Source organism: Streptomyces sp. NPDC004051, from assembly GCF_053604275.1.
The window spans coordinates 89,433-113,418 of the sequence record NZ_JBSGHG010000007.1; the positions used below are offsets into that span (position 1 = coordinate 89,433).

The 23,986-nt window shown below is 70.0% G+C and carries 15 protein-coding genes and 5 pseudogenes; 6 read left to right on the forward strand and 14 right to left on the reverse strand.

Annotated features, from left to right (window positions below):
- The first annotated feature begins 289 nt into the window (after positions 1 to 289).
- Positions 290 to 1,657, forward strand: coding sequence for a VanZ family protein (locus tag ACWEQO_RS10880; protein ID WP_452981353.1), 1,368 nt, complete (start codon positions 290 to 292; stop codon positions 1,655 to 1,657).
- Positions 1,658 to 1,867: 210 nt separating this feature from the next.
- Here ACWEQO_RS10880 and ACWEQO_RS10885 read toward each other — a convergent pair.
- Positions 1,868 to 2,185 (reverse strand): annotated as a pseudogene (locus ACWEQO_RS10885) (helix-turn-helix transcriptional regulator); the annotation flags it as partial.
- A gap of 98 nt (positions 2,186 to 2,283) precedes the next feature.
- Between ACWEQO_RS10885 and ACWEQO_RS10890 the strand changes: the two are divergent.
- A complete protein-coding gene (locus tag ACWEQO_RS10890; protein WP_452981356.1) occupies positions 2,284 to 2,823 on the forward strand; it encodes a DinB family protein in 540 nt (179 codons plus the stop codon).
- A gap of 675 nt (positions 2,824 to 3,498) precedes the next feature.
- On the opposite strand, the gene ACWEQO_RS10895 is transcribed toward ACWEQO_RS10890, so the two are convergent.
- The gene (locus tag ACWEQO_RS10895) at positions 3,499 to 4,275 is read right to left on the reverse strand and encodes a polysaccharide deacetylase family protein (protein ID WP_452981359.1); all 777 of its coding nucleotides are present in this window, start codon (positions 4,273 to 4,275) and stop codon (positions 3,499 to 3,501) included.
- A 634-nt stretch (positions 4,276 to 4,909) separates the two neighbouring features.
- Between ACWEQO_RS10895 and ACWEQO_RS10900 the strand changes: the two genes are divergently transcribed.
- Entirely contained in the window at positions 4,910 to 5,422 is a 513-nt protein-coding gene (locus tag ACWEQO_RS10900) for a DinB family protein (protein WP_452981362.1), read from the forward strand.
- Between the two features lie 10 nt (positions 5,423 to 5,432).
- On the opposite strand, the pseudogene ACWEQO_RS10905 reads toward ACWEQO_RS10900, so the two are convergent.
- A pseudogene (locus tag ACWEQO_RS10905) lies at positions 5,433 to 6,179 on the reverse strand (transposase); the annotation flags it as partial.
- On the opposite strand from ACWEQO_RS10905, the pseudogene ACWEQO_RS10910 reads away from it, so the two are divergent.
- Positions 6,173 to 6,280: pseudogene (locus ACWEQO_RS10910) on the forward strand (IS5/IS1182 family transposase); the annotation flags it as partial. The pseudogenes ACWEQO_RS10905 and ACWEQO_RS10910 overlap by 7 nt on opposite strands.
- A gap of 4 nt (positions 6,281 to 6,284) precedes the next feature.
- Here the strand turns inward: ACWEQO_RS10910 and ACWEQO_RS10915 are convergent.
- The 4 genes and pseudogenes from ACWEQO_RS10915 to ACWEQO_RS10930 all read right to left on the reverse strand — a co-directional run.
- Positions 6,285 to 6,546, reverse strand: a pseudogene (locus ACWEQO_RS10915) (helix-turn-helix domain-containing protein); the annotation flags it as partial.
- Between the two features lie 622 nt (positions 6,547 to 7,168).
- Complete coding sequence (locus tag ACWEQO_RS10920; RefSeq protein WP_452981364.1) at positions 7,169 to 7,744, reverse strand: SMI1/KNR4 family protein; 576 nt, start codon at positions 7,742 to 7,744, stop codon at positions 7,169 to 7,171.
- Positions 7,745 to 8,000: 256 nt separating this feature from the next.
- Positions 8,001 to 8,435, reverse strand: a pseudogene (locus tag ACWEQO_RS10925) (hypothetical protein); the annotation flags it as partial.
- A 161-nt stretch (positions 8,436 to 8,596) separates the two neighbouring features.
- The gene (locus ACWEQO_RS10930) at positions 8,597 to 10,474 is read right to left on the reverse strand and encodes an ATP-dependent nuclease (RefSeq protein ID WP_452981367.1); all 1,878 of its coding nucleotides are present in this window, start codon (positions 10,472 to 10,474) and stop codon (positions 8,597 to 8,599) included.
- A gap of 767 nt (positions 10,475 to 11,241) precedes the next feature.
- Between ACWEQO_RS10930 and ACWEQO_RS10935 the strand changes: the two genes are divergently transcribed.
- Positions 11,242 to 14,511, forward strand: coding sequence for a type ISP restriction/modification enzyme (locus ACWEQO_RS10935; RefSeq protein ID WP_452981370.1), 3,270 nt, complete (start codon positions 11,242 to 11,244; stop codon positions 14,509 to 14,511).
- Between the two features lie 28 nt (positions 14,512 to 14,539).
- On the opposite strand, the gene ACWEQO_RS10940 is transcribed toward ACWEQO_RS10935, so the two are convergent.
- The 4 genes from ACWEQO_RS10940 to ACWEQO_RS10955 all read right to left on the reverse strand — a co-directional run bounded on the left by ACWEQO_RS10940 (position 14,540) and on the right by ACWEQO_RS10955 (position 19,471).
- Positions 14,540 to 14,956, reverse strand: a complete 417-nt coding sequence (locus tag ACWEQO_RS10940; protein WP_452981373.1) for a hypothetical protein — start codon at positions 14,954 to 14,956, stop codon at positions 14,540 to 14,542.
- Positions 14,957 to 15,067: 111 nt separating this feature from the next.
- Positions 15,068 to 17,236 carry a UvrD-helicase domain-containing protein gene (locus tag ACWEQO_RS10945; protein WP_452981376.1) on the reverse strand — a complete coding sequence of 723 codons (2,169 nt, stop codon included), beginning with the start codon at positions 17,234 to 17,236 and terminating at the stop codon, positions 15,068 to 15,070.
- Between the two features lie 49 nt (positions 17,237 to 17,285).
- Complete coding sequence (locus ACWEQO_RS10950) at positions 17,286 to 18,830, reverse strand: protein kinase domain-containing protein (RefSeq protein ID WP_452981584.1); 1,545 nt, start codon at positions 18,828 to 18,830, stop codon at positions 17,286 to 17,288.
- A gap of 176 nt (positions 18,831 to 19,006) precedes the next feature.
- Positions 19,007 to 19,471: an ATP-binding protein gene (locus ACWEQO_RS10955; protein WP_452981379.1), complete on the reverse strand. Its 465-nt coding sequence runs from the start codon at positions 19,469 to 19,471 to the stop codon at positions 19,007 to 19,009.
- 216 nt (positions 19,472 to 19,687) lie between these two features.
- Here ACWEQO_RS10955 and ACWEQO_RS10960 point away from each other — a divergent pair, with 216 nt between their 5' ends.
- Positions 19,688 to 20,611, forward strand: a complete 924-nt coding sequence (locus ACWEQO_RS10960) for a glutaminase (RefSeq protein ID WP_452981382.1) — start codon at positions 19,688 to 19,690, stop codon at positions 20,609 to 20,611.
- 478 nt (positions 20,612 to 21,089) lie between these two features.
- On the opposite strand, the gene tgmC is transcribed toward ACWEQO_RS10960, so the two are convergent.
- Genes tgmC through tgmA form a run of 3 tightly spaced genes read right to left on the reverse strand, consistent with a single transcriptional unit; the run spans position 21,090 to position 23,472 of the window.
- Positions 21,090 to 22,214, reverse strand: coding sequence for an ATP-grasp peptide maturase system methyltransferase (gene tgmC, locus ACWEQO_RS10965; RefSeq protein WP_452981385.1), 1,125 nt, complete (start codon positions 22,212 to 22,214; stop codon positions 21,090 to 21,092).
- A complete protein-coding gene (gene tgmB / locus ACWEQO_RS10970) occupies positions 22,211 to 23,164 on the reverse strand; it encodes an ATP-grasp ribosomal peptide maturase (protein ID WP_452981388.1) in 954 nt (317 codons plus the stop codon). The genes tgmC and tgmB overlap by 4 nt, the downstream gene beginning before the upstream one ends.
- Positions 23,161 to 23,472 (reverse strand): putative ATP-grasp-modified RiPP, encoded by a 312-nt coding sequence (tgmA, locus tag ACWEQO_RS10975; protein ID WP_452981391.1) that lies wholly within the window; start codon positions 23,470 to 23,472, stop codon positions 23,161 to 23,163. Before tgmA ends, tgmB begins: the two co-directional genes overlap by 4 nt.
- Positions 23,473 to 23,986: the final 514 nt, after the last annotated feature.

A 23,986-nucleotide genomic window follows, 5' to 3' on the forward strand; every position in this document is an offset into this window, starting at 1 on the left:
GCCCCGAGTTCGCGATGCGGACCGAGGAGCGCTTGGCCGGAGGCAAGCCGGCCCGCCAGGTCGAACGCTGCTTGGGGTGCCGGCAAGAACCGTGTCACCAGCCGCAAACGGCAGTCCGTGAACAACAGCACCGCAGTTCAGGGGCCGTTCGCCGCGCCGGGCCCGTCGGTGGTCGTCCTCCCGGCACTGCTGCGGAGGTTCGCGCCGACGCATCTCGGTTAAGCTTCCAAGCTCAGAAATGATCAAGTGCTCGAGGCTCTGACCAGGTCGTCGGACGTGACATCGGGGGATGGGCAAGCACGTGTTCAACGCCGTCTTCGGGGACGACATATGGTTCCTGGCCGAGCTCACAGCCGTGGCCGCCGTCCTGGGGCTCCTCGCGTGGAACGTGGCGCGCCGGCGCCGTATCGCCCACGCGGGCTGGTGGGCGCCGCTGGTGTTCTGTCTCACCGGAGTCCTCGGGGTCACGCTGGCGCTGCGCGGCGGCTCGACCGGACGTGCCGAGTGCGTGGTCAACCACGACCTCACCGAGCCGCTGTACACCACGCAGGGCCTGTGGAACCTGGCGATGTTCGTGCCGCTCGGCCTCTTCGGCGTGCTCGCCCTGCGCCGACCGCTGCCCGCGCTGGCCGGCGTCCTGGCACTGCCGGTCCTCATCGAACTCACCCAGGCACTGGCCCCGTTCGTGAGCGGCATCTGCGACAGCGCCGACGTGGGGATGAACGCCGGTGGTGGTGTGTTGGGCGTGGCCGCGGGGCTCGTGCTGCTGCGCGGACGCGTCGCCTGGCGGGCCTGGGCCGCGCCCACCGCGGCCGTGACCGCCGTCCTCGCCGTGCTCGGGGCGGTCGTCTGCCGGACCGCCGTCACCCTGAACCACATGGACGGCTCCACCGTGCGGGACGCCCGCGGTGACGAGCGCGTGGCCGCCGAGCGGGCCGTGCACCAGGCCTTCGGCGACCGCTACCAGGTCGGCGCCGTCAGGATCAGCCCCGGCCTCGACGGCTACAACGGCTGGATGAACATCCAGTTCGCGGGTGGGTTCCCCGCGGAGCTGATGTGGCCCGGAGGACGCCGACTGAACGTGGACTTCGGGAACACCGCGGATATGGGAAGCATGGAGAAGGTCGGTTACCTGGTGCCGGGCGCCGGCACGCCCCACGGCACCGCCGACGCCTACCGCATCGCCCGCACCTACATGCGCGCCCACTACGCCTGGGCCGAGTCGGCGTCCTGGCACACCACCCGAGCGGTCCGCGACAGCGCCGGCTCCGGCTGGGTGACCTCCTGGCGGTTCAAGGAGCGGGGCGTGGAGATGCCCCGCAGCCTCGACGTACGGATCAACCCCGCCGGGCGCGTGTACGGGATGCAGGTCGACCTCGGCCCCACGCATGTGCCCCTCCCCGCCAAGCTGATCTCGGCACGGCGGGCCGAGGAGATCGTCCGCGAGGAGCGGAGGAAGATGCGTGCCGACACGGCCGGGCTGCGGATTGAGGTCGGTCCGCTCACCACCGAGCGGACCATGGGCCATACGGGTCCGTGGCGCGCGGTGTGGTCGGTGGTCGTCGCCGACACCCGGTGCACACCCGACGCGGACGGATACGGCTGCGAACCGATGACGGTGTCGTTGGACGCGGCCACGGGCGAAAGCGCGGACTGAGGGGGAGCGCAAGCGCGCCAGTGCACTCTTGGCCCCTGGCACGCTGTGTGGACGTCTGCCTCAGCTCACGTCCGCCGGGTCCAGCCGGTAGATCGTGGACCGGCTGCTCTGCGGCGACGTCTCGCCGGTCGACTCGGCAGAGCCGGCGTGTGACTCCACGGCGCACCTGCGGCACCAGGACCGCGAGGCTGTCGACGTCCAGGACGTGCCGGCCAGCACCCGGACCGAGGACTCGGCGATGCCCTCCACCGCGCCCTCCGCGGCGGTGTGCAACCCGACGGCCAGGGCGACCGCCTCATCGTCGTCGATCACCAGTGGCGGCAGCGCGGCGCCCGCGGCGAGCTGGTAGCCGCCGTCGACGCCGCGCTGCGCCTCCACCGGGTAGCCGAGCTCGCGCAGCCGGTCGACGTCTCGGCGCAGAGTGCGGACCGAGACACCGAGCCGGTCGGCCAGTTCGGTGCCTGGCCAGTGGCGATGGGTCTGCAGTGGGGACAGCAGTCGCAGCGTCCGGGTGCTGGTGTTCGCCATGTCTCCGATTCTCCCGGAATTCAGGACAGGAACTGTCCGCTATGGCTCCTACCGTCGTTGTTGACCGAGGAACACGGGACCAACCGAAGGCGGAGATCATGACCGAGACCCTGAGCGAGTCGGCGACCCTCACCGGCGAGCGCGCCGACCTGCTGCGGACGCTGGGCAAGCACCGGCACTTCCTGCGCTTCACCACCCGCGACCTCACCGACGAGCAGGCCGGGCTGCGAACCACCGTCAGCGCACTGTGCCTGGGCGGCCTGGTCAAGCACGTCGCCGCGATGGAGCGGATCTGGGCGGACTTCATCCTGGACGGCCCGTCGGCCATGCCCGACTTCACCGCCATGGCCGAGGCCGACTTCGCCGAGCGGGCTGACGAGTTCCGGTTGCTGCCCGGCGAGACGCTGGCCGGCGTGCTGGCTGAGTACACGGCGGTGGCCCACCGGACCGACGAGCTGATCGCCGCCCTGCCCGACCTGGACGCGACCCAGCCGCTGCCGAAGGCGCCGTGGTTCGAGTCCGGCGTACGCTGGTCGGCCCGTCAGGCGCTGCTGCACATCATCGCCGAGACCGCGCAGCACGCCGGGCACGCCGACATCATTCGCGAGTCCCTGGACGGCGCCAAGACCATGGGCTGAACGGGAAGTCGGAGGGGGCCACCATGAACGCCGCTGCGCCGATCTCGCTGGTCACGGAAGCCAACCGCGGGATCGGCCGGGCGGCTGTCCGCCAACTCGCCGGTCTCAGGCACATGGCGCTGCTGTACGCCCGCCGGCCCGAGGACGCCGGGTCCGCCGCCGCAAGCCTGGCCGGCCGGCCGGCACGTCGGCCTCGAACCTTTCCGGTTCGCCTCCTCGTCTTCGACCAGACCGCAGATCGGTCGCACACACTGAGAACACTTCAAGAATCCAGAAGTCATGTCACACCCTGGTAGAGCACCCGAAGGAGGAAGAAGCCCCTGGCCACGGCCTCGGGCACTCAGCGGGCCTCAGGAGAACTCACGGGATGTCGCACACTTCGTGACGGCTGTGGCGCCGGACACCGTCGGTCCCGCACGTGCCACCCCACCGGATGCGATCCGTGCCCGGCACTGGTGGTCCATCACTCGCCCACCTGCGAGTGGGACACACTCTCCCAGCCTCCGGCCGGGGGCACCCCCAATGCTCGGCCCGCTGCCGGATTCGGCGTCGGAACCACGATCGCCTACCGCTACGCCACCGGGGCCGTCGACCTCCTGGCCGGGGTCTGTACGGTGGCCGCCGCTCCCGTGGTGACGCGGGGCCAAGGAGGCGGACGCTTCGCGCGTCAGACAGTCACTTGTAGATCTTGCCGGGCTCGGCCTTGGCCGGAGCGAGCAGCTGGGAGACGGTCACGAAGGTGTAGCCCTGCTTGCTGAGCGCCTTCAGGATGGAAGGCATGGCCGGCACGGTGCCCTTGTGCAGCGGGTGGAGCAGGATGATCCCGTCGCGGTCGGCGCCCGCGAGCACGCGCTTGGTGATCAGCGCGGTGTCGTCCGTCTCGTAGTCCTTCGCGGTCACCGTCCACAGCACCTGCGCCATCCTCAGTTCTTTCGATACCTTGGAGACGCGGTCGTCGGTGCGGCCCTGGGGCGGGCGCATCAGCGTCGGCTCGCTGCCGGTGATGCTTGCGATGGCCCGTGCCGTGCGGCGCAGCTCGTCGCGGATCTGCGCATCAGAGACATCGGTCAGCACCGCGTGCGTCCAGGTGTGGTCCCCGATCTCGTGGCCCTCCTTGGCGATCCGCCGCACCACATCCGGGAACTTGCGGATGCGCCGGCCCTCGAGGAAGAACGTCGACGGCGCCTTGTACTCCTTCAGGAGGTCCATCAGCCGGTCGGTGGGTTCGCCCGGGTTGCCATCGAAGGTGAGCGCGATGCACTTGACCTTCCGGCAGTCCACCTGCCCTGACGGTACGCCTGCTCCAGACGTGGCCCGGTCACGTTCCTCGCGCGGAGAGAGCGTCTCCATCTTGTTCGCCTGGATGACCATGCCGACGGTCACCGTCACGGCCGCCACCACGGTCAGGGTCAGGAGTATGAGTAGACGAGGCCGCCTCTTCAGGATCTTCATCCCAAGGAGAAGATTTCAGGGCCGGAAGGGTTGCCCAGCGGCCTCGATAGTGAGGCAGGACACGTGTGTTCAGCGCGTTTCCAGTGAGCTGCGGCGCCACCTCGGCTGCGATCCGCTCCAGCGTCTCTCCGACGTGCTTGGCCGCTGAGGGTGGCATGGTGCGCCTCGCGCCTGGCAACGGCCCACTACTGCGGGCGCCGCCAGGCGGGCCACCTCGGCTTCCGCCTCCGCGCATTGCTTGCGCAGCTGCTCGACCCGCCGCTGAATCATCCACGTCAGCACCGCGGCCGCCCTCCGCCCCCCCCTCTCCCGTACCGTGAACTCCCTTATTCCGTGGACAGTAGACGGTACGGACACCCCGCAGCCCCAGTTCCGGCGAATCACCCCATGACCAGACGATCACCTGCTACCGATCACGCCACCGACCAGCATGAGCACCCCCATGACCGGCCACACCAGCCTCATGACCTGCAACTTCAGGATGAAACGATCTCAATGGCAGAACCCGCTGACGTCGCCATGGCAGACGACAAGTGCTGTGACACCGCCACCGCCTGGTGCCGCATCAGGCAACGTTCGCCCTGTAGTGAGGCCCCGCCTGTCGACGGCTTCGGCCGCTGGCGATAATCGACCGATGAGCGCCATCGATCGCCCTATGCCGCCCCTGAACGCCGACGAGCGCACGACGCTTGAAAGCTGGCTCGACTTTCACCGCACCACACTGGCCATGAAGTGCGAGGGTCTGAACGATGAGCAGGCCGCCGTTGCGTCCGTGCCGCCGTCCGGCTTCACGTTGACCGGCCTGGTCCAGCACATGGCGGAGGTGGAGCGGAACTGGTTCCGCCGCGTGCTCGCCGGAGAACAGGCCCCTCCCATCTACGACCCGCAGGCCGACCCGGACGGCCCCGACGGCGGCTTCGACCTTGCTGCGGGCGCCGCCCTGAGTGACGCCCTCGCCACCTGGCACGCGGAGATCGCCCGCGCCCGCGAGCACTGCGCCGACCGTGCTCTGACCGATACGGGCCGCTTCATGGATCAGGACGTCAACCTTCGCTGGATCTACGTCCACATGATCGAGGAGTACGCCCGCCACAACGGCCACGCCGACCTGGTCCGGGAACGCATCGATGGCGCCACCGGCGTTTAGCGCCGGACCAGGCAGCGTTGGCCCTGCCGACGGCAGCGCGTAGGCGCTGGTCGTCGGCGTGGCGGTTTCGCCAGATGATGTAGCGGCGGATCATGCTGCCCTGTTCCTTGTGGCCGGCGTGGTCGGTGCCGTCGAGGGTGAAGTAGCGCAGCGCGGTGAACTGGGCCTCGATGCGGTTGAGCCAGGAGCTGTTGGTGGGGGTACAGGCGATTTCGACGTTGTTCGCCGCGGCCCAGGTGCCGACGCGTTGGCATCTCTTGGTGGTCAGGTGCGGGGAGAAGTTGTCGCAGACGATCGCGATACGGATTTGGGGCGGGTAGAGGCTGCGCAGGTAGCGGCAGAATTCCAGGAACTGGGTGCGCTTCTTGACCGGCTTGATGTGGCCGTAGAGCTTGTCCTTGGCCAGGTCCAGGGCGGCGAACAGGTGCCGTACTCCGCCGTAGCGGTTGTAGGTCGCCCGGCGCCGTCGGCGTGGTTCGCGGTCGGGGTCCTTGTGCTTGCCGCCGCGTTCGGCTCACTGCCGGCCCGGGTGGGGCATCAGGTTGAGCGGCCCGAACTCGTCCATGCAGAAGACGACTTCGGGCTCGCCCTCCTCGGGTATGACCTCGGCGTCGGCGATCGCGTAGAGGTGCTCGACGCGGGCCTTCTTCGCCGCGTAGTCGGGGTCGCGGGAGGCCTTCCAGGTCTTCAGGTGTTGAAAGGAGACGCCCTCCTCGCGGAGCAGGATGCGCAGGCCCTCGTGGCTGATGTCGTAGACTCAGCCCCCGCTACGAGCGCGATCCCTGCAACTACCTGGCCTTTCTCGGACTCGCCGCAGCCCTGTGCTGCTACAAACGCCTCGTCCGCCTCACCACGTAGGACACGGTCATAGGCCGGCCGCCCTTGTACTTCGGATACAGGGAGTCGAAACTGTCGGCGTTGAAATTGTGGATCACGTCCCGGACTCGGTCGTCGCTGGTGAACGTCACCTCGGCAATCTTCGCCACGGGCATGCCCTGCGCGGACAGCAGCACCATCTGGGCGCGCCGCCAGGTCACCACCGACCCCGTGCCTCTGCGGATGGTCCGCAACAGGCGTTGCCCCTTGTCGTCATCGATCTCGCGGATACGTACTCGTTCTGCCACCCGGGCAGCCTGGCGACACCGTGCCGTCCGGGCCAGCATCCGAACGGCGCGTCACGTCACTACGAGGCAAAGGTTGTCTGATGCGGCACTAGCACCTCGAACTGGGGGGTGCAAAACCATGGTTGTTCAAGTGGATGAAGGAGGAGCCGAGTGGTGAGGCCGGGGCGGCAGCGCCGGGCCACGCGTTCGGGGGATCATTTAGCTGAAGGGCAAGTCACGTTCACGGACGCCCACACCGTCTTGCTGGGGCCGGAACTGCGGGCGGTGACGCCCCAGTCGTCGGCCAAGACGGCGACGAGGAGGAGGCCGCAGCCGGACTCGGCGTCGGGGTCCGTGGGGGAGGGGGGAGGGCGGGTCGGCGTTCCGCGTGGGTGTCGGAGGCCTCTACGCGCAGCCGACCGTCGTCCGCCTCGCTGGTCAGCCGGACGTGGAAGTCCCGGCCGGGGAGCCGCTCGTGCTGTACAGCGTTGGCGCACAGCTCGGCGGTGATGAGGCCTGGTGTCTCCCCCAAGGCGGGCAGAGAAGGGCCCGCCCGCCCCCGTCTACTCGTCGACCTTCGGGCCGTCGTCGTTCCTCGTCCCGAATCGGTCGCGCCAACGGGTGGCTCGGTTTTTCCGGCTGCTCAGTCCTCACCGATTGCTTGCAGAGCTTCGTCCCAGACATTGCCTCCGTCTGCCCAAGTCCAGAGCCAGTGGCGCAGCGACGACGCCGCGTAACGCAGGCCGTCGTGAGGTTCCTGTCCCCAGTCCGGCTCCCAGCCGTCGGCGTCGTAGAGCAGCACCGGGTGGTCGACCGCTATCAGCGAGACGTACCACTCCATGGTGCAGCCGCCACCCGTCAGATAGAGCCAAGATCTCGGCGGTGCCCATCCTGGGCGCTGGTCGTGGATGGTCAGCGCGCAATGCCAGTCCGCTAGATATCCGGGCTGCCGACGGCCCTTCGTCAGCGATGCAAGGCCGCCTTCTGGTCCAAATCCTCCGTCACCGATCTCGGTGTAGATGCGCCGGAGCAGGTCGGGCAGCCGATACCCAATCTTCCGTTCCGCGCGCTCGACCTCGGCTGCAGAGAGCGGGGGGAAGGGCTCCGTCGGCATGACGGTGCGGTAGGGGACCACGCCTCCGGCACCCCATGCGAGGGCGTGAAGCTTCTCCAGCAGTGCGTCGTCATCCGCGGCAGTGCGGCGGGCAGGATGGGGCACGCGGCGGGAGTCTAGTTTCTGAGGAGCCGCCAGCACAGCGGCGGTGAGCCTATTCGAGGACAGTGGGCGTCCTCCGCATCAGAAGCAGGGCCAGGTTCAAACACCTACTGAAGGATCGGAGATGGTGACCCGGGGCGAGCCACTGAGGTCTGAGGATGACAGGCGGAGGCTCTCCCGCCCGACCGTCGTTCAGGCAGGGCGGATCCCCGTCGGCAGGCTGTCGGGGAAGGCGCCGTGCTCCTCGGAGGTGAGCGGCGGCCGCGACGCCGGCTGTCGCGCCGGCTCCACCGGCTGCACCCGCCGCTGCCGCTTTGCCGACGGGCATGAACGTCGCACCGGCGACGATGCCGCCCCTCGAGTTCACGAGCGGGCCGCGGATGCCACCGGCCACCGCCTTCGACGCCATCGGGCGAACGAGGCCCTGACCCAACTGGGCGGCGACCTTCGCCGGAACCACCATGTGGTACAGGCCTTCGCCGGCAGCGGTCGCCTTGGCGGCCGTGGAGGAACTGTGCGCCGACTGCGTGATGAGCTGCGACAGGTGCTGTGCCAACGGGCTCACGGCATCGAGCGAGATGCCCTGGCTGCGGTCGAGCCCGTCGGGCAGCGGATGCACCTCGAGTGTGGCGATGGGCTGGTCGGCCAGGGCGGCCAGCACGCTGCGCAGTTCGGCCAGGCGCTCAGCCGTCATCGGCTTGTCCCCGGTCACCGCGGGCACCCGGACGTCACCGGTCGCCAGCGTCCAGACCGGAATTGTTCCCTTGCGGTCGGCAGTCGTCGTCTCCCCTTTTCCTCCAGCGACAGCCTGTGGTCGGCGGCCGTCGGGAACGGCGTGAACCTCGTGTATGCGTGCTACGCACCGGGCGTCGGCCGTCCTGCCAGGGCCCGCACGTTCTCCAGCAACGCGTGGAGCAGTCGTGGTTCACCGCCTGCGGTGCGTGCGGCCTCGGCATAGGTCGGTACGTGCTTGCCCTCGATGTAGCCGGCTTCCTGCCGCGCCAGCTCCCGGCAGCGGGCGCTCCAGGAGGGCCACTCGTCTTGGAGACAGGCCTCGAGGTCGTCCTCGAAGACGGTGTATTCGGCCTCCGACACCGTCGCCGGCCGGGGCAGGACAGGTGCTCGCAGGTAGCCGAGGATCTTCATGTTGACGGTCTCCGAGTGCAGCGCCTTGTTTCCGCCCTGCGCCTTCCTCGGACCGGTGTCCGCGTCGAACACGAGGTAGCAGCGCACGCCGAAGCCCGTCAGGATCGCGTGGCAGAGCATCATGTTGTCCTTGCCCTCGGTACTCAGCACACACACGCTCTCGGCCCCGAGGTTGTACCCCTGACGCTCGGCGAAGGCCATCAGGACGGCCTCGTCCGTGACGCCTTCCACAAGGACGGCGACGTCGGAGAACAGGGCTTCGGCGAGGTCCTTCACATAACGCGTGGTGCCTCGGCGTGCGATCGACCGCTCCTCGACGTGCCCGTCGAGCGCTGTCCGCAACTGTTCCTCGCTGAGGGTCTTCAGACCTACGTCGGGGTGCTCGCCGCCGGTGGCCCGGTACAGCCTGCGGACCTGCTGGTAGTTGGAGGGGTCGATGAACACCGGACTGTGCGTCGCGTACATCACCTGGGTCTGGCCCTCGGCCGACGAGACGAGGCTGCGCAGCACCTGCGCGAAGACCCGCGTCTGCGCGGGATGCTGGAACAGTTCGGGTTCCTCGATCGCCAGGCACAGGGATCGGGTGCCGTTCTCGGGGCGGCGGCACTCCGAGAGGTACTTGAGCGCAGCGATGATCAGCGCGCGCTGGAAACCGTGCCCCTGGCGGCGGACCGGGGTCAGAGCCGCCCCGTCACGGACACTGACCGCGAACGCGGTCTTCGTGCGCTTGGGCACCTGGGCCGTGGGAGTGACGACGACGTCCCGACCGGTGGTGAACCGGCAGATCTCCGAGGAAAGGGCGCCGGACAGCCTCGCGAGCACCGGCTCGTAGATGTCCCTGTGTACCTTCTCGCGGGCCGCCTGGGCGTCCTCGTCGATGGCCGTGAACTGGGCTTCCGCCTCCGAGCGGTCGACCGCGTGCTCGAGGATCCGCCCCACCACGGACGTCTTGTTGTCGTCCGTCTCCTCGTAGGCCCGCAGATCCGCCGAGACGAAGACGAAGTCGATCAGCTTGCCGAGCAGCCCCTGGCCGGCGAAGCCGAAGAAGTGCGTGCCCTCCACCTCAGCCTCGGCGAGCCGGTCCCGGTTCCTTGCCTCCCAGGACCGCATCTCCGCTTCGGCGGCGTCCCAGCTGCGGACGGCGGGCAGGCCGAGTGCCGGGTCCTGCTCGCGTAATGCCTTGTACGCGGCCGTCTTCTCCCGGCTGCCGGCGCCCTCCCGGATCCGCTCGAAGGGAGGATAGGCCAGGGCCTTGCCCGTGATCCGGTCCTCTCCGTTCTCCCAGGTGCGCCAGATGCTCAGCGTTTCCAGTCCGTCGGGTGCGTAGTGGCCGAGCGCGGACCGGTCGGAAGGGGTGAGGCCGTCGAACTCGACCTCCACACGGATCCGCTGGGTCTCCGCCGCCGAGTGGACGTCCTCCTCGCTGAGGGTGTAGCCCTTCTCGCCGTTGAAGAACCAGTCCAGGGCGCGCAGGACGGTGGACTTGCCGACGCCCGTCGGGCCGATGAGCGAGGTGATGGAGTCGAAGGAGACATCGAGACTGCGAAGGCAGCAGAAGTTCTCGATGCGGACGCGCTTGATCTTCACGGTTCTTCCTGACGTGTGGGGACGGAATGCCCGGCTCTGGGTCGTGAGGACCGCATCCGAGGCCGTGGCTCCGGCGACGGGGCGCCGGGCAGGGCGGCGCGTTGGCGCTCAGATGCCCATAGGGCATCGGGGGTACTGGTGCTTTCGGTGGCACCCCCAGTCACCGCCAGAAGCATAGATACCTAACCATGGCCGCGAAAGCGCTGTCAATCTGCAATGCTTAAGGGGGTGTGTTCGAGCGTCGGCAAGGGCGCGATGGCTGCAGGCTCGCGGCCGTTGTCCCTGTTCGCCTGGTCGTCGCAGGGTGCCGTGCGACGGCTGACGGGGTGCGGGCGCCGCGAGGAGTCGGATGGCCTTCAGTGGCCGGCGTTGCGGAATGGTGCGTCCAGGGGCTGTCGATGAAGTGACGTGTCAATTGCATGCGCTCGGCGAGGTGCGTCAAGGGTCGTCTACGGCTTATCGATTGACAGTGCTTTCAATATTTGCTTGTCTGGGAGTGGCTTTCTGCAGGCCGGTGAAGTTGCCCCGTGAATGGGGTCCGGTCCTGTCGGGCGCGCGAACTGGAGTGTGAGCGGGGGTATGCCGTGGTGGCGCGCGCCCCTTGTCGAGTGCATACGCCATCGGGAAGGCCGTTCGGAGGGCTGACGCACCGCCATGTCCTGGTCGGGATGGACGCGGTGGGGGCCCGGGGGTCATGCGTCGGCGTCAGTGATCGTGTCCTTGGGGGGACCATGGGTGGGGATCAGTACGGGTGGCTTCGTGCTGCCGTGTCGCAGTTCGGTGGGATGTGCAAGGACAAGCTGTCCGGGGGCGGCGGCCAGGAGGCCGCGATTCGCGGACCGCTGGAGGTCCTGCTCCGAGCAGTGAGCGAGCACCACGAACAGCACCGGGTGAGCTGGCACGACGAGTACCCGCTGCCGGATCTCGGTGTCCGGCCCGACTACGCGGTGAGCGTGGCCGGGGAGATCAGCGGTTACGTCGAACTCAAGCGGCCAGGACTGTCCGTTGATCCGGACACCTTCGGCCGCGGCAACCGGGAGCAGTGGCACAAACTCCGGGACCTGCCCAACCTGCTGTACTCGAACGGCACGGAGTGGCGGCTCTTCCGTGGCGGTCGGCAGGTCGGCGAGACGGTGTTCTTCGCCGGCTCGCTGCGGAGCGCGGGCGAGAAACTCGCCGTCCCCGACCCACTGGCCTTCGACGCGCTGCTCCAGCAGTTCCTGGGGTGGAAACCCGAGCCGATCAGACACGTCGCCCGCCTCGTGCAGGAGATCGCCCGCCTGTGCAGGCTGCTGCGGGCTGCCGTTCAGGAGCAGCTGGTGGCCGAGGCCAGGTCGTCCGCGCCCGACGACGACGTGCGCGCACGACCCTTCACCGGCCTCAGGAACGACTGGCGCCGCTACCTCTTCCCGTCCGCCGACGACGCCACCTTCGCTGACGGTTTCGCCCAGACCGTCACCTTCTCGCTCCTGCTGGCCCACACGGAAGGCATCCCGCTCGCGCCCGACTCCTTCCACGAGATCGGCCGCCGCCTGGACGACGGCCACGCCCTCATGGGCAAGGCGCTCCAGCTCCTGACGGACAACGTCAACGCGCGCTTCACCGTCACGCTCGACCTGCTGACGCGCACCGTCGCGCAGGTGGACTGGCCGGCCGTCCGCAGTGGGAACCGGGATGCCTACCTCCACCTCTACGAACACTTCCTCACCGCCTACGATCCGGCGCTGCGTCAGCGGAGCGGCTCGTACTACACGCCCCGCGAAGTGGTCGAGGAGATGATCCGTCTCACCGAGGACGTCCTGCGCACCCGACTCGGCCGGAAACACGGTTTCGCCGACGACGACGTACGGATCGTCGACCCCGCCATGGGCACCGGCACCTTCCTGCACACCGTCATCGAGCGCGTCGCCGAACAGGCCGCCGAGCGTCACGGGCCGGCGATGACCCGCGACGCCGTACAGCGGCTCGCCTCCCGGCTCTACGGCTTCGAACTGCAGATGGGGTCCTTCGCCGTCGCCGAACTACGCGCCTCGGACCTGCTCAAGAAGTACGGCGTCCCGGTGCCCGAGGGCGGTCTCAACCTCTTCGTCACGGACACCCTGGACAACCCGTACGCCGAGGAGGAGTACCTGGCATCCACGTACGAGGCGCTCGCCCAGTCGCGCAGACGCGCCAACAAGGTCAAGGCGGACACCCCGATCACCGTCGTCGCCGGCAACCCGCCGTACGACGACAAGGCCGAGGGGCGCGGTGGCTGGGTGGAGAAGCGCGCGGACGGCAGGGAGACGCCGCTGCTCGACGACTTCCGCCACGCGGGCAACGGCCGCTACGAGCACATCCTCAAGAACATGTACGTGTACTTCTGGCGGTGGGCGACCTGGAAGGTGTTCGACGCCCATGCCGAGGACCGGCACGGAGTGGTCTGCTTCATCACCCCGTCCGGGTGGGCCACCGGTCCCGGCGGACGCGGCATGCGGGACTATCTCCGGCGGACCTGCGACGAGGGCTGGATCGTCAACCTCTCCCCGGAGGGCCAGCGTTCCGATGCCGCCACCCGCGTCTTTCCAGGGGTCGCCCAGCCGCTCGCCATCTTCGTCTTCGTCCGCCGGGCGGGGACGGAACGAGGCCCGGAGCACCGGGCGCGCGTGCACTACCGGGCCGTGTCGGGGAAGCGCGCGGACAAGTTCCGCCAGTTGCGGGCGATCCGGGTGGACGACGACGGATGGCGGGACACGCACACGCACCCGACACGGCCGCTGACGCCGGTGACGGAGTCGGGCTGGGAGGAGTTTCCCGAGCTCAACGACCTCTTCCCCTGGGGCAGTCCGGGCTCGAAGGCGAACCGTTCATGGGTGAGCGCACCCTCGGCGGAGATCCTGCGCCGCCGATGGGCGACGCTGATACGCGAGTCCGACCCGGCCCACCGGGCGGAACTCTTCAAGGAGACGCGTGACCGGACCCTGACCGGCAAGCGAGACCCGTTACCCGGCCAGTCCACTCCCAGGCATCCGCTCGCCGAGGAACGCGACACCACCCCGCACCTCGTACGCATGGCCCTGCGCAGCTTCGACCGCCAACACCTCATCGCCGACAACCGCGTACTCGACTATCCGCGCCCCGACCTGTGGGCGGCGGCCCGGCGCGGCGGACAGCTCTTCCTCAACCAGCAGTCGTCGCATCCGATCGACTCGGGCCCCGCACTGGTCGCGACTCACCTGATCCCCGACACCGACCACTTCAACGGCCGCGGTGGCCGCACCATGCCGCTGCTGCACCCCGACGGCTCCGCCAACACCGCGGCCGGCCTCCTGCCCCACCTCGCACGGACGCTCGGCCGCACCCGGATCGAGGCCGAGGACCTGGCGGCGTACGCCGTCGCCGTCGCGGGGCACTCCGCCTTCACCCGGCGGTTCACCGAGGAACTGCTGACTCCGGGCGTACGGCTCCCGCTCACCCGTGACGGCGCCCTCTGGGACGAGGCCGTCGCCCTCGGCCGTCAGATCCTGTGGGCGTCCACCTTCGGAGCCCGGTACGCCGACCCCGCACAGGACCGCCCGGCCGGCAGCGCGGAGTTCCCACCCGGAGACCCGCGCAGGGTGCGGTACGTCACCCACATCGGCGACACGCTTCCCGAACGGATACGACACAACGCCGAGTCGGGGACGCTGCACGTCGGTGAGGGGGAGTTCACCCCCGTGCCGGAAGCGGTGTGGACGTACGACGTCGGCGGAATGCCGGTCGTCAAGAAGTGGTTCGGCTACCGGAAGGCCTCACCCAACAGCAAGAAGACCAGTCCCCTCGACGACATCCACGCCGACGCTTGGCCTTCCGAGTGGACGACTGAACTCATCGAACTGCTCTCGGTCCTGCGCCGCCTTACCGATCTCGCCCCAGCTCAGGACGTCCTGCTCGCCGCGGTCCTGGCCGGCCCGGTGGTGACGGAGGACGAACTGAGAGCGGTGGGGGTGCTGCCCGTACCCCCCTCGGCACGCAGGTCCCGGCACCCGGCGGTCGACGGGCTCTTCCCCGATGCCTGAACGGTGATCGAGTCGTGCGGGCCGCGCGTCAGCCGCACTGCTCCGGAGGGGCCGCGGCGGTGACCGCTGCTCGTAGAGTGATCTCGCCCTGCGCCAGCAGACGGAGTGTCGGGGCGAGGCGGGGACACGTCCTCTCCACCGCATCGGCGAAGCGCACCACGTCACCGAGGCGAGCGTGTGCGGCACCGAGCTGAGCCTCGTAGTGAACGGCCATGCCGAGATCGGTGACCCGCGCGCAACCTGCCTCCGGCACGACGAGCCCGAGGAGGACGAGCCGACGCAGGTCCGCCGACGTCACCTCGTGATCCAGCCCCCGCGCCGCCACCTCTTCCTCGTCGGTCCCCACGGCGACGTCACCGCCCTCCCGGACCGGGAGGGGCGCGAGTACCAGCTCCGCCAGCAGGCGGGCCTGTGAGTCCGTGAGCACCACGTGGGGCAGCGACATGGAGACATCCCAGCACACCCGGGCGGGCACCGCGGGGCCGCCACGGCACTCAGGAGAAGCCGGAGGCTGCCACGTGGGCCCGCTGCCGGAGGCCGACCCGGCCGAGGCGGCTCAGGCGGCGTCGGTGACGCCCGCCTCGGCCAGGAACGGGCTCGGTTCGCCCGACCAGGAGACGTACAGGCTGTCGCGGGCCCGGGTGCAGGCGACGAAGAGCAGGCAGCGTTCGGACATCAGGTCCGTCTCGTGCTGCTTGGCATCCACGTCGGGCGGGGTGACCGCCTTCACGAACGGCAGTGCCTCGTCATTGACGCCGATGACCGCGACGCAGCGGAACTCCAGCCCCTTGAACGAGTGCATGGTCCCGATCCGTACGGCCGTCTCCTCGCCGCCCGCGGAGTCGCCGGAGGCGTTGCGCAGGGTCACCGCGGGGATGCCCGCGTCCTTCAGGTGCGCCACCGCCTTCGCGCACGTCTTGTTGAACCGCGCGCTGACCCCGATCTCCCCGGCGCCGACACCCGCGTCCAGCCACGCCCGCACCTGGGCTACCAGAGCGTCCAGCTCGGCCTCCTCGGTCGTCGCGGCGTGCACCGCCGGCCCGTCGCCGTGCAGGGCGGAGCGGTAGCCGAGCAGGGTCTCGTTGCGGCCCTCGTCCTCCAGCTGGGCGATCGGCCGGCCGATGAGCAGGGAAGTGGACCAGCGCAGGATCTCCTGCGTACTGCGGTAGTTCTTGCGCAGCTTCACCGACCGCCCGGTCACCTTGATGCCGAGCGACTTCAGCGACACCTTCGAGTCGTAGATCCGCTGGTGCGGGTCGCCCGCGATGAACAGGTCGTCCGGGCGGGCCGGGACGGCCGCGCGCAGCAGGCGCCACTGCGCCGGGTGCAGGTCCTGTGCCTCGTCCACCACCACGTGCCGGTACTGCGGTCCCTTCGCCTCCAGCAGCCGCGCCGCCTCCGCGCACGTCTGCAGCCAGGTGCGGCACCCGTCCGCGGCGAGGTCGGCCGTGAACCGTTCCACCGTCTCCCACACCAGCGGCCGTTCGGACGCCGTCAGCCGACTGCCGCGTCCCCGCCGGTCCGCCGCCTCGTACTCGGCCAGGGTTCCGACGCCCTGGGCCAGGACGACGTGCCGGTACTCCTGGGCGAGGAACTGCGCGCTGCCGGTGAAGCCCGTCGCCTTGGCGGCCTTGCCCCAGCGGCTCACCTCCTCGTTGCTTATCAGCGGTCGCAGGGGCACCGCGCCCGGCGCCTCCGCGACGACACGGCTGGCGAAGCCGTCCACCGTCGAGATGTCCACGCGCTCGCGCAGCTCCGGGTCGTCCACCAGGGACTCCAGGCCCGAACGCAGCGCGTTGACGAGCGCGTTGGTGTACGTCGTGAGCAGGATGCGGTCGCCGTCGCGCAGGTGCCCGAGCAGGTGTTTGACCCGGTGCAGCGCGACGACGGTCTTGCCGGTGCCCGGCCCGCCGGTGACCTGCGCGGGTCCCGAGTACGACGCCCGGTAGGCCACCTTCCGCTGCGAGGGGTGCAGGAACACCCGCCAGGCCGCGAAGGGCTTCTCGAGGATGTCCCGCAGCTCCTCGGGAGCCGAAACCAACGCGATACGGGCCCGGGTGTGCTGGATCGCCGTCTCGTAGTCCCGCGTGTCCACCGGCTGAGTGGACGCCTGCAGGGCGGGCGCGACGATGTCCTGCCAGACCTCCTCCACCGTGCAGCCCGCCGCCAGGTACTGCAGCACCTCCCGCTGGTCCTGCGGCAGCAGCGGAGCGAAGACCTCCAGCTGATCCTGGTCGACCAGCGACCGGGCCTGCCGCAGCGTCTCGGCGTCGATGCCCAGCGCGGTCAGGTCCCCGTCGGAGAACTTCTCGAACAGCCGCGCCTTCGGCGAGGTCTCGGCCACCCGCTCGTACGCCGGCGTGATCTCGTCCAGGGTCGCCGCGTCCCGGATCTCGACCGCTCGCGTCACCGCGTTGATGCTGGACTTCTGCTTCATCGCCCAGGCGATGGCCTTGTCGTGCTGCATGACCCGCAGCAGGACGAAGGTGTCCCCGGACGGTGGTGCGAGGACCACACCGCGCCAGAACTGGTCGATGCGGATCGTCCGGATCTGCTTGTCCTTCGCCTTCGTCAGGCTCTCCAGTTTCAGCCCCTGGTCCTTGAAGAGCTGGTCGAGGGAGAGCCGGTCGAACTTCTCCCAGGCGTCCAGCACGCCCTTCCTGACCGGCGGCTGGAGCTTGGGGAGTTCGGCGAAGAAGCCGATGTCGAAGGCGAGTCGCGGCATAAGTGGATCCTAGTGTCCGTGCGGGCGGGGACAGCAGACGAAGATCAGTTCAGGGAGAGGAACCGGAAGCACCGCCGTCCAGGTCCAGGCGGATCACCGCCAGCGTCTCCGCCACCTCGGTGGTCAGCTCGTCGTCCGGGCCGTACACCACGCACAGGTCCGCGTGCAGCGGCTCCAGGACCTCGTACGCCTCCGCCGCCCGCTGCTGCGCCAGCAGCAGCATGCCGATGTCGCGCCGCAGCTCCACCGCGTTCTCGCTCACGTCCCCGTCGACGGCCCGTACGGCGTCCAGTACGCCGTTCAGCCCGGCCAACGCCTCGGTGACCTGGCCGAGTTCGCCACGGCAGCGGGCGGCCTGGGCGCGGCTGTCCAGGGCCTCCCGGCTGCCCGCGCCGCCGACGCGTGCGTAGGCGTCCGCGAGCGCCTCGAACTCCGGCAGCGCGGCCCGGTGGTCCCCGGCCAGCTGCCGTCCGACCGCCCGCCACATACGCAACCTGAGGACCGCCTTGCTCTCCGAGCCCAGGGCGCGGGCGGCCGGCGCGATCATCTCGTCCACCACCTCGGTGGCCTGCGCGTACCGCTCCTCCTCCATGAGGGCGACATAGTGCGCGTACACCTCGCGGATCTGCTCCCGCAGCGCCTCCCGCTCGGCCGCGGGCACGGCGGGCGGCGCGTCCGGCGCCGCGGCGGCCCCGGCGGACCGCGCACCCATGGTGCCGGTGCGCGACCGGGGTGCGTACGGACGCCGGAAGATCCCCGTCGGGTCGGGCGCCCCGGCGGGACCCGCCTCCTTGGGCGCGCACTCCTCCCCGGGTACCGGCAGGAACGGCCGCAGCCGCTCGTACACCTCCTGCACGTCCACCGGACGCGCTTCGGGCGCCTTGCGGAGCAGGTGCAGGACGAGTTCCTCCAGGGCCTCCGGCACGTCCGCGCGCAGCTGCCGCAGGGGCGGCGGGGCCGCGTTGACGTGCTGCGTCATCAGCTGCCACTCGCTGTCCCCGGCGAACAGCGGCCGCCCGCAGAGCAGTTCGTGCAGGACGCAGCCCAGCGCGTACAGGTCGGTGCGGGGTGTGACCCGGGCGCCCCGCACCTGCTCCGGTGCCATGTACTGGTACGTGCCGAGGGGACTGCCCGTCGCCGTCAGCTTGGTGACGTCCGTGCCCATGATCGCCGCGATGCCGAAGTCCAGCACCTTCACCGTGCCGTCCCGGGCCACCAGGATGTTGCTCGGCTTGAGGTCCCGGTGCACCACCGGCACCTCGTGCGCGTGCGACAGCACCGTGGCGACCTGCGCCGCCACGGCCACCGCCCAGCTGACCGGCAGGAGTTCGCCCGGGTGCGCGTACGCGGTCAGCGGGACGCCGTCGACCAGCTCCATCACCAGGAACAGCTGGTCGTAGGACTCGTCCAGCACCGCGTCGTACACCTGCGGCACGCCCGGGTGCTGGATCCGCGCGGTGACCCGCGCCTCCCGCCGGAACCGCTTCTCGAACTCCTCCGCCAGATGCGGGGACGTCACCGCCTGCGGGCGTACGAGCTTCACGGCGACGGGCCGGTCCAGCACGGCGTCGAAACCACGCCACACGTCGCCCATACCGCCGTGATTGAGGGGTTCGAGCAGGTCGTACCGATCCGCGATCCGTCGTGTGTCGTCCGGCACGTGGCCCCGCCCCGCCCCTTGTCCTCGCCCGTCGAGCGCCCGATGTGATGCAGGGGCATCTTGGCCGGTAAGCGACGGAAGAGTCCAGTGGGGGCGGGCGCGGGAGCGGTCTACGGGAGCAGGGGAGGTGAGATCAGGCCAGGCGCCGCGCACTGAGCCCAGACCGTCTTGCCGGGGCCGCCCGAACGGCGCGGGCAGCACCCCCACCGGTCGGCCAACGCCGCGACGAGCAGCAGCCCGCGCCCGTCCTCGCCGTCGGCCGAGGGCGAGGACGGAGGCGCCGGCAGTCGTTCCCCCCGGGTGTCGCTCACCTCGATGCGCACGGTCCCGGTAGCGGCGTCGGCCGTCAGCAGCAGGTGGAAGTCACGGCCGGCCACGTGCCCGTGCCGTACGGCATTGGCGCACAGCTCGGCCGCGACGAGCGTGACGACGTCGTGCGCGTCACTGCCGTACGGCACGCCCCAGGCGTCCAGCCGGTGCCCGCACATGCGCCGGGCCAGCCGGGCACCTCGCGGAGTCGAGCTGAAGCACATCGCGAACCGGTGCGCGGTGAGAGAGGGTTGTGTTGCGGTCATGCACTCACGGTGGCGCTCCGTCGACCGGCGTGCCCAGGAGTGACGCGCCGACGTGGGCCCTTCGTACGCGGCGGAATCAGGCGGTGTACGGCGCGGTACGAACGAGGTGGCTCCGGCCGGTTCGTGCACTGTGGCCGGCCACGAACCACCCGCACCCACCCGGCTCGGCTCCACCCCGTGGCGCACCCCGGAGGACCCGACGGCACAATGACGGTCATGGCCTCGTCCCACACCTTCCAGCCGATTCTGCGCCGCATCGCCGCCGAGATCGAGAGCATGCCGGGACGTGGTCGGCCCGCCGACTACATCCCGGCGCTCGCGGCATGCGACCCGCACCGGTTCGGCATGGCCGTCGCGGAGCTGGACGGCACGGTGTACGGAGTCGGGGAGTGGCGGCAGCCGTTCTCCATACAGTCCATCTCCAAGGTCTTCACCCTCGCCCTCGACCTGGCCCGCGAGGGCGACGCGCTGTGGGAGCACGTCGGCCGCGAGCCCTCCGGCAACCCCTTCAACTCGCTGGTGCAGCTGGAGTACGAGAACGGCATCCCGCGTAATCCGTTCATCAACGCCGGCGCACTGGTCGTCACCGACCGCCTCCACACCCGGACCGGCGACGCGACGGGCACCCTGCTGGAGTTCCTGCGCGCGGAGAGCGGCAACGCGGAGCTCGCCGTCGACAAAGGCGTCGCCGCCTCCGAGTCCGCCCACGGCGACCGCAACGCCGCGCTCGGCCACTTCATGGCGTCGTACGGGAACATCGGGAACCCGGTCCCGGTCCTCCTCGACCAGTACTTCCGCCAGTGCTCCATCGAGGCATCCTGCGCCGACCTCGCCCTGGCCACCGGCTTCCTCGCCCGGCACGGCATCCGCGCCGACGGCACCCGTCTGCTGGCCCGGAGTCAGGCCAAACAGGTCAATGCGATCATGCTCACCTGCGGAACGTACGATGCCGCGGGCGACTTCGCCTACCGCGTGGGTCTGCCCGGCAAGAGCGGCGTCGGCGGTGGCATCATCGCCGTCGTCCCCGGCCGCTGCACGCTCTGCGTATGGGGGCCCGGCCTGGACGAGCGGGGCAACTCGGTGACGGGAGTGGCGGCCCTGGACCGCTTCACGACCCTCACGGGACTGTCGGTGTTCTAGTCTTCCGAGTCAGGAGTTCTGTCCAGACGAGCGGCGTTGCGGGGTGGCGCGCACCGGCGGCCGAAGGCCGAGTTGATCATGGCGGATGAGGAACGTGCCGCACTCGGGGAATGGGCGCGGCGACGTTCCACGCCACACAGGCATGGGCATTGCGGTGCCGGATCGTCCTGGCGTGCGCCGAGAGCACGTCGGACGAGGACGTGGCTGCTCAACTCGGTTCCACACCGCATGCGGTGGGCCGCCGACGGGCCCGGTTCGCGCGGTACCGGATCGCCGGTCCGGATGACAGGCCGCGTCCGGGCGGCCCCAGGACGGTGACGGACGAGATCCTCGAACGCCTCGCGGGCTGTCTGAACGGAATTCCTGATTCAGGACACCAGGGGCCGCGTGATGTGGTGATCGGTCTTCGGGCTCTCGTCGGAGCGAAGCGCTCCGCCCCGTGCTGCCGGTGAGGCGGAGCGCCTGCGTGAGCCACAGGTCAGTGGCTCGGCCAGGTGATGGACGGCTGTTCGGAGGTGAGGGTGATCTCGAACCGCTCCAACGGCGGGGCTCCGGCGCCGCGCCAGCGGGTGATGTGCGCCTCGACGGCGTCCCAGATGCGGGACGGCCCGTTCTGCCGGACCGTCCACCGGCCGTCGTGCTCCCAAAGCACCGCCCAGGCACCGGTGTCGGCGTCGAGGAACAGGTGCTCCGTGCGGCCCTCGCGGGTGAGGCCGACGTGCTGAGCGCGGGGCGCGGCGAGCTGGGCGACGAACCGGGTGGTCCAGTCGTCGAGCACGTCGGTACCGAAGACCGCCTGCCGTTCGTCGCCCGCGTCGAGGCCGGGGAGCATGCCCAGCGGCGGCGGCAGGTGCGGCCTGGCGAGCATGAAGGAGACCTGCCCGCCGAGGAAGCGGCCGGATGCCGTGCCGTCCCCGTGGACGGTGAGCCGGGCCAGTTCGGAGGAGTACAGCCAGCCGCAGAGGGTGACGAGGACGATCCCGCCGGGGCGGGTCTGCTCGATCAGCGCGCGGGGGACGGTGAGGAGCCCGCAGGTGGCGATCACCCGGTCGTAGGGAGCTCCGTCCTTGTACCCGGCGAGGCCGTCGCCGACGATCAGGTCCGGGGCGAACCCGCAGTGGCCCAGCGCGGCGCGGGCGCGGGTTGACACGTCCTCGTCGACCTCGACGGAGGTGACCGCCCCGTCGCCGAGCCGGTGACACATCAGGGCGGTGGAGTATCCGGTGCCCGTGCCGATCTCCAGGACGCGGTGGCCGGCGTCGGCCCGGAGGTCCTCGAGCATGCGCACGACCAGGCCGGGCATGGTGCTGGACGAGGTGGGGGCGCGCATGATCTCCCCGCGGACGTCCCCGGGCACGACAGTTCCGGCGACCTGTGTCACCAGGGAGGCATCGTCGTAACAGGCCTCCAGCCACCGCGGATCGTCCGACATGACCGGGCTCCAGGCGGTGGGAGTCGAACCGTCGACCTCTTGGAAGAAGCCTCCGCGCAGGAACTCGTGGCGCGGGACCGCGGACACGGCCTCCCGCCAGGGCCCGGTACGCAGATGTCCGCTGTCGGTCAGCCGCTCGACGAGCCGTGCCCTCAGCTCCTCGTCGTTCATGTCGTTTTCTTCCTCTCCAGGAGATCCGCCATCGCCGCCACCATCGGCAGCCCGGTCTCCGGTTCCAACCACGCCCATTGCCCGGAGGGGTTGCACTCCAGGAACCACCATTGCCCCTGGCGGTCCACGGCGAAGTCGAAAGCGCCGAAGACGAGCCGGAAGTGGTTGAGATAGGTGCGCAGGGACTCGGAGACACCTGGCGGCGGCTGGACCACGCTGTACCGGAGCCGTGCGTAGTCGGTGCGCCAGTCCAGCAGGTCCGAGTCGATGCGGACGCAGAAGACCTGGTCGCCGATGACGGTCACGCGCACGTCACCGGTCTTGTCGATCCGTTGCTGGAAGAGGTGGGCGGTGCCGGTCACCGCGTCGTCGATCTCGCTGGCGGTGACCTCCCGCACCTCGACCGTGCAGGAGACGCCGTCGACGCGGTACAGCGGCGTGGACAACGGCTTGTAGATCACCGGCCCGTGGGTCTTGACGAAGGCGCGCGCGGCGACCGGGCAAGAGGTGATCACCGTGGGAGGCAGACGGAATCCGCACGCGGCTGCGACGGCAAGACCGGAGGGCTTGAACTCGGCGTCGCCGATGCGATGCGGGTGATTGACGTACCGGCACCCGGGCAGCGAGGCCATGACTCCGCCGAGGCCGTAACGGGCCTGAGTGAGGGCGAAGCGCGCGGTCTGACCATCGAGGTGGGGGAAGGCGAACCCGGAGGGCCTGCGGTAGTACAGGGAACGGACGCAGGACAGGTCCGCCGTGCGCGTGGGCGTGGTCAGCGTGCCCTCGATCCCGTTCGACGTGAGGGTGGCCGCGATCGACAGGGTGGTGGGGAAGTCCCCGGAGTCGAACCGCACCACCGGGACGCCCCGGCGGTGCAGTTCGTCGATCACCAGGTCGGTCGTGGGGTCGTCCAGGTTGGTGACGACCAGAACCGGACTCGTGTCGGTCACTGGTCGGTGTCGTTTCCGCTGTCCTGGTCGCCGCCACCGCTGCCGCCGGGCCTCGAACCGTCGGAGGGGTTGCCGGTGTTGGTCGCGGGTTTGGTGCCGGTGCTGGTCCCGTGGCCGGGCATCTCCACGACCTGTCCGGCGGCGTCGAAGTAGCGGCCGGTCTGGGTGGCCGGGTCCAGCTCGACGCGTGCGTAGGAGGGAGCGAGGGCGGGGTACGGCGCCATGCGGCGCAGCCCCCACGGCGTGGGTGTGCTGATGCCGTCGGGCAACGGCGTCCCGGTGGGGAGCCGGTCGGAGTGGGCGAACATCGGTGCCTCCTGGTGGGCGGGAATGTCGTGGTGTCGTGGGTTCTTCCGGGTGCCGGCTGACGGCCTGCGGCGCGGCTCCGGTTCAGCCGCAGCGTGAACCGTTCACCGTCAGGGGTGGTTGTGCTGCGGTCGTGTACTCACGGTGGCGCGTCGTGGCCTAGCGTGACCAGTGGTGACGCGCCGACGCGAACCCTTCGTACGCGGCGGCACACGACGGTGTACGGAGCGGTACGGAACGGCCAGGGAGGGCGCGGGGAGAGGCGCTAGGCATGACGACGGTGCGGGACAAGAGGCTGGTGAGGGGCGGGCAGCGGTGCCGGTCCAGGGGGGTGGGGGCAGACGATCGAACAGCATGTGACTGAACGCCTGTCTCGCCGGACGAAGTGCCGTGGCTTTTTCGGATGATCTCCGTACCTCCCGCAGCCCGTGTGTGGCGACGAGGAGAAGGCCGTGGCCGGACTCGGCGCCGGTCTGGGCAGGGGCGGTGACGGCGGACCGGCGTTTCGCGCGGGTG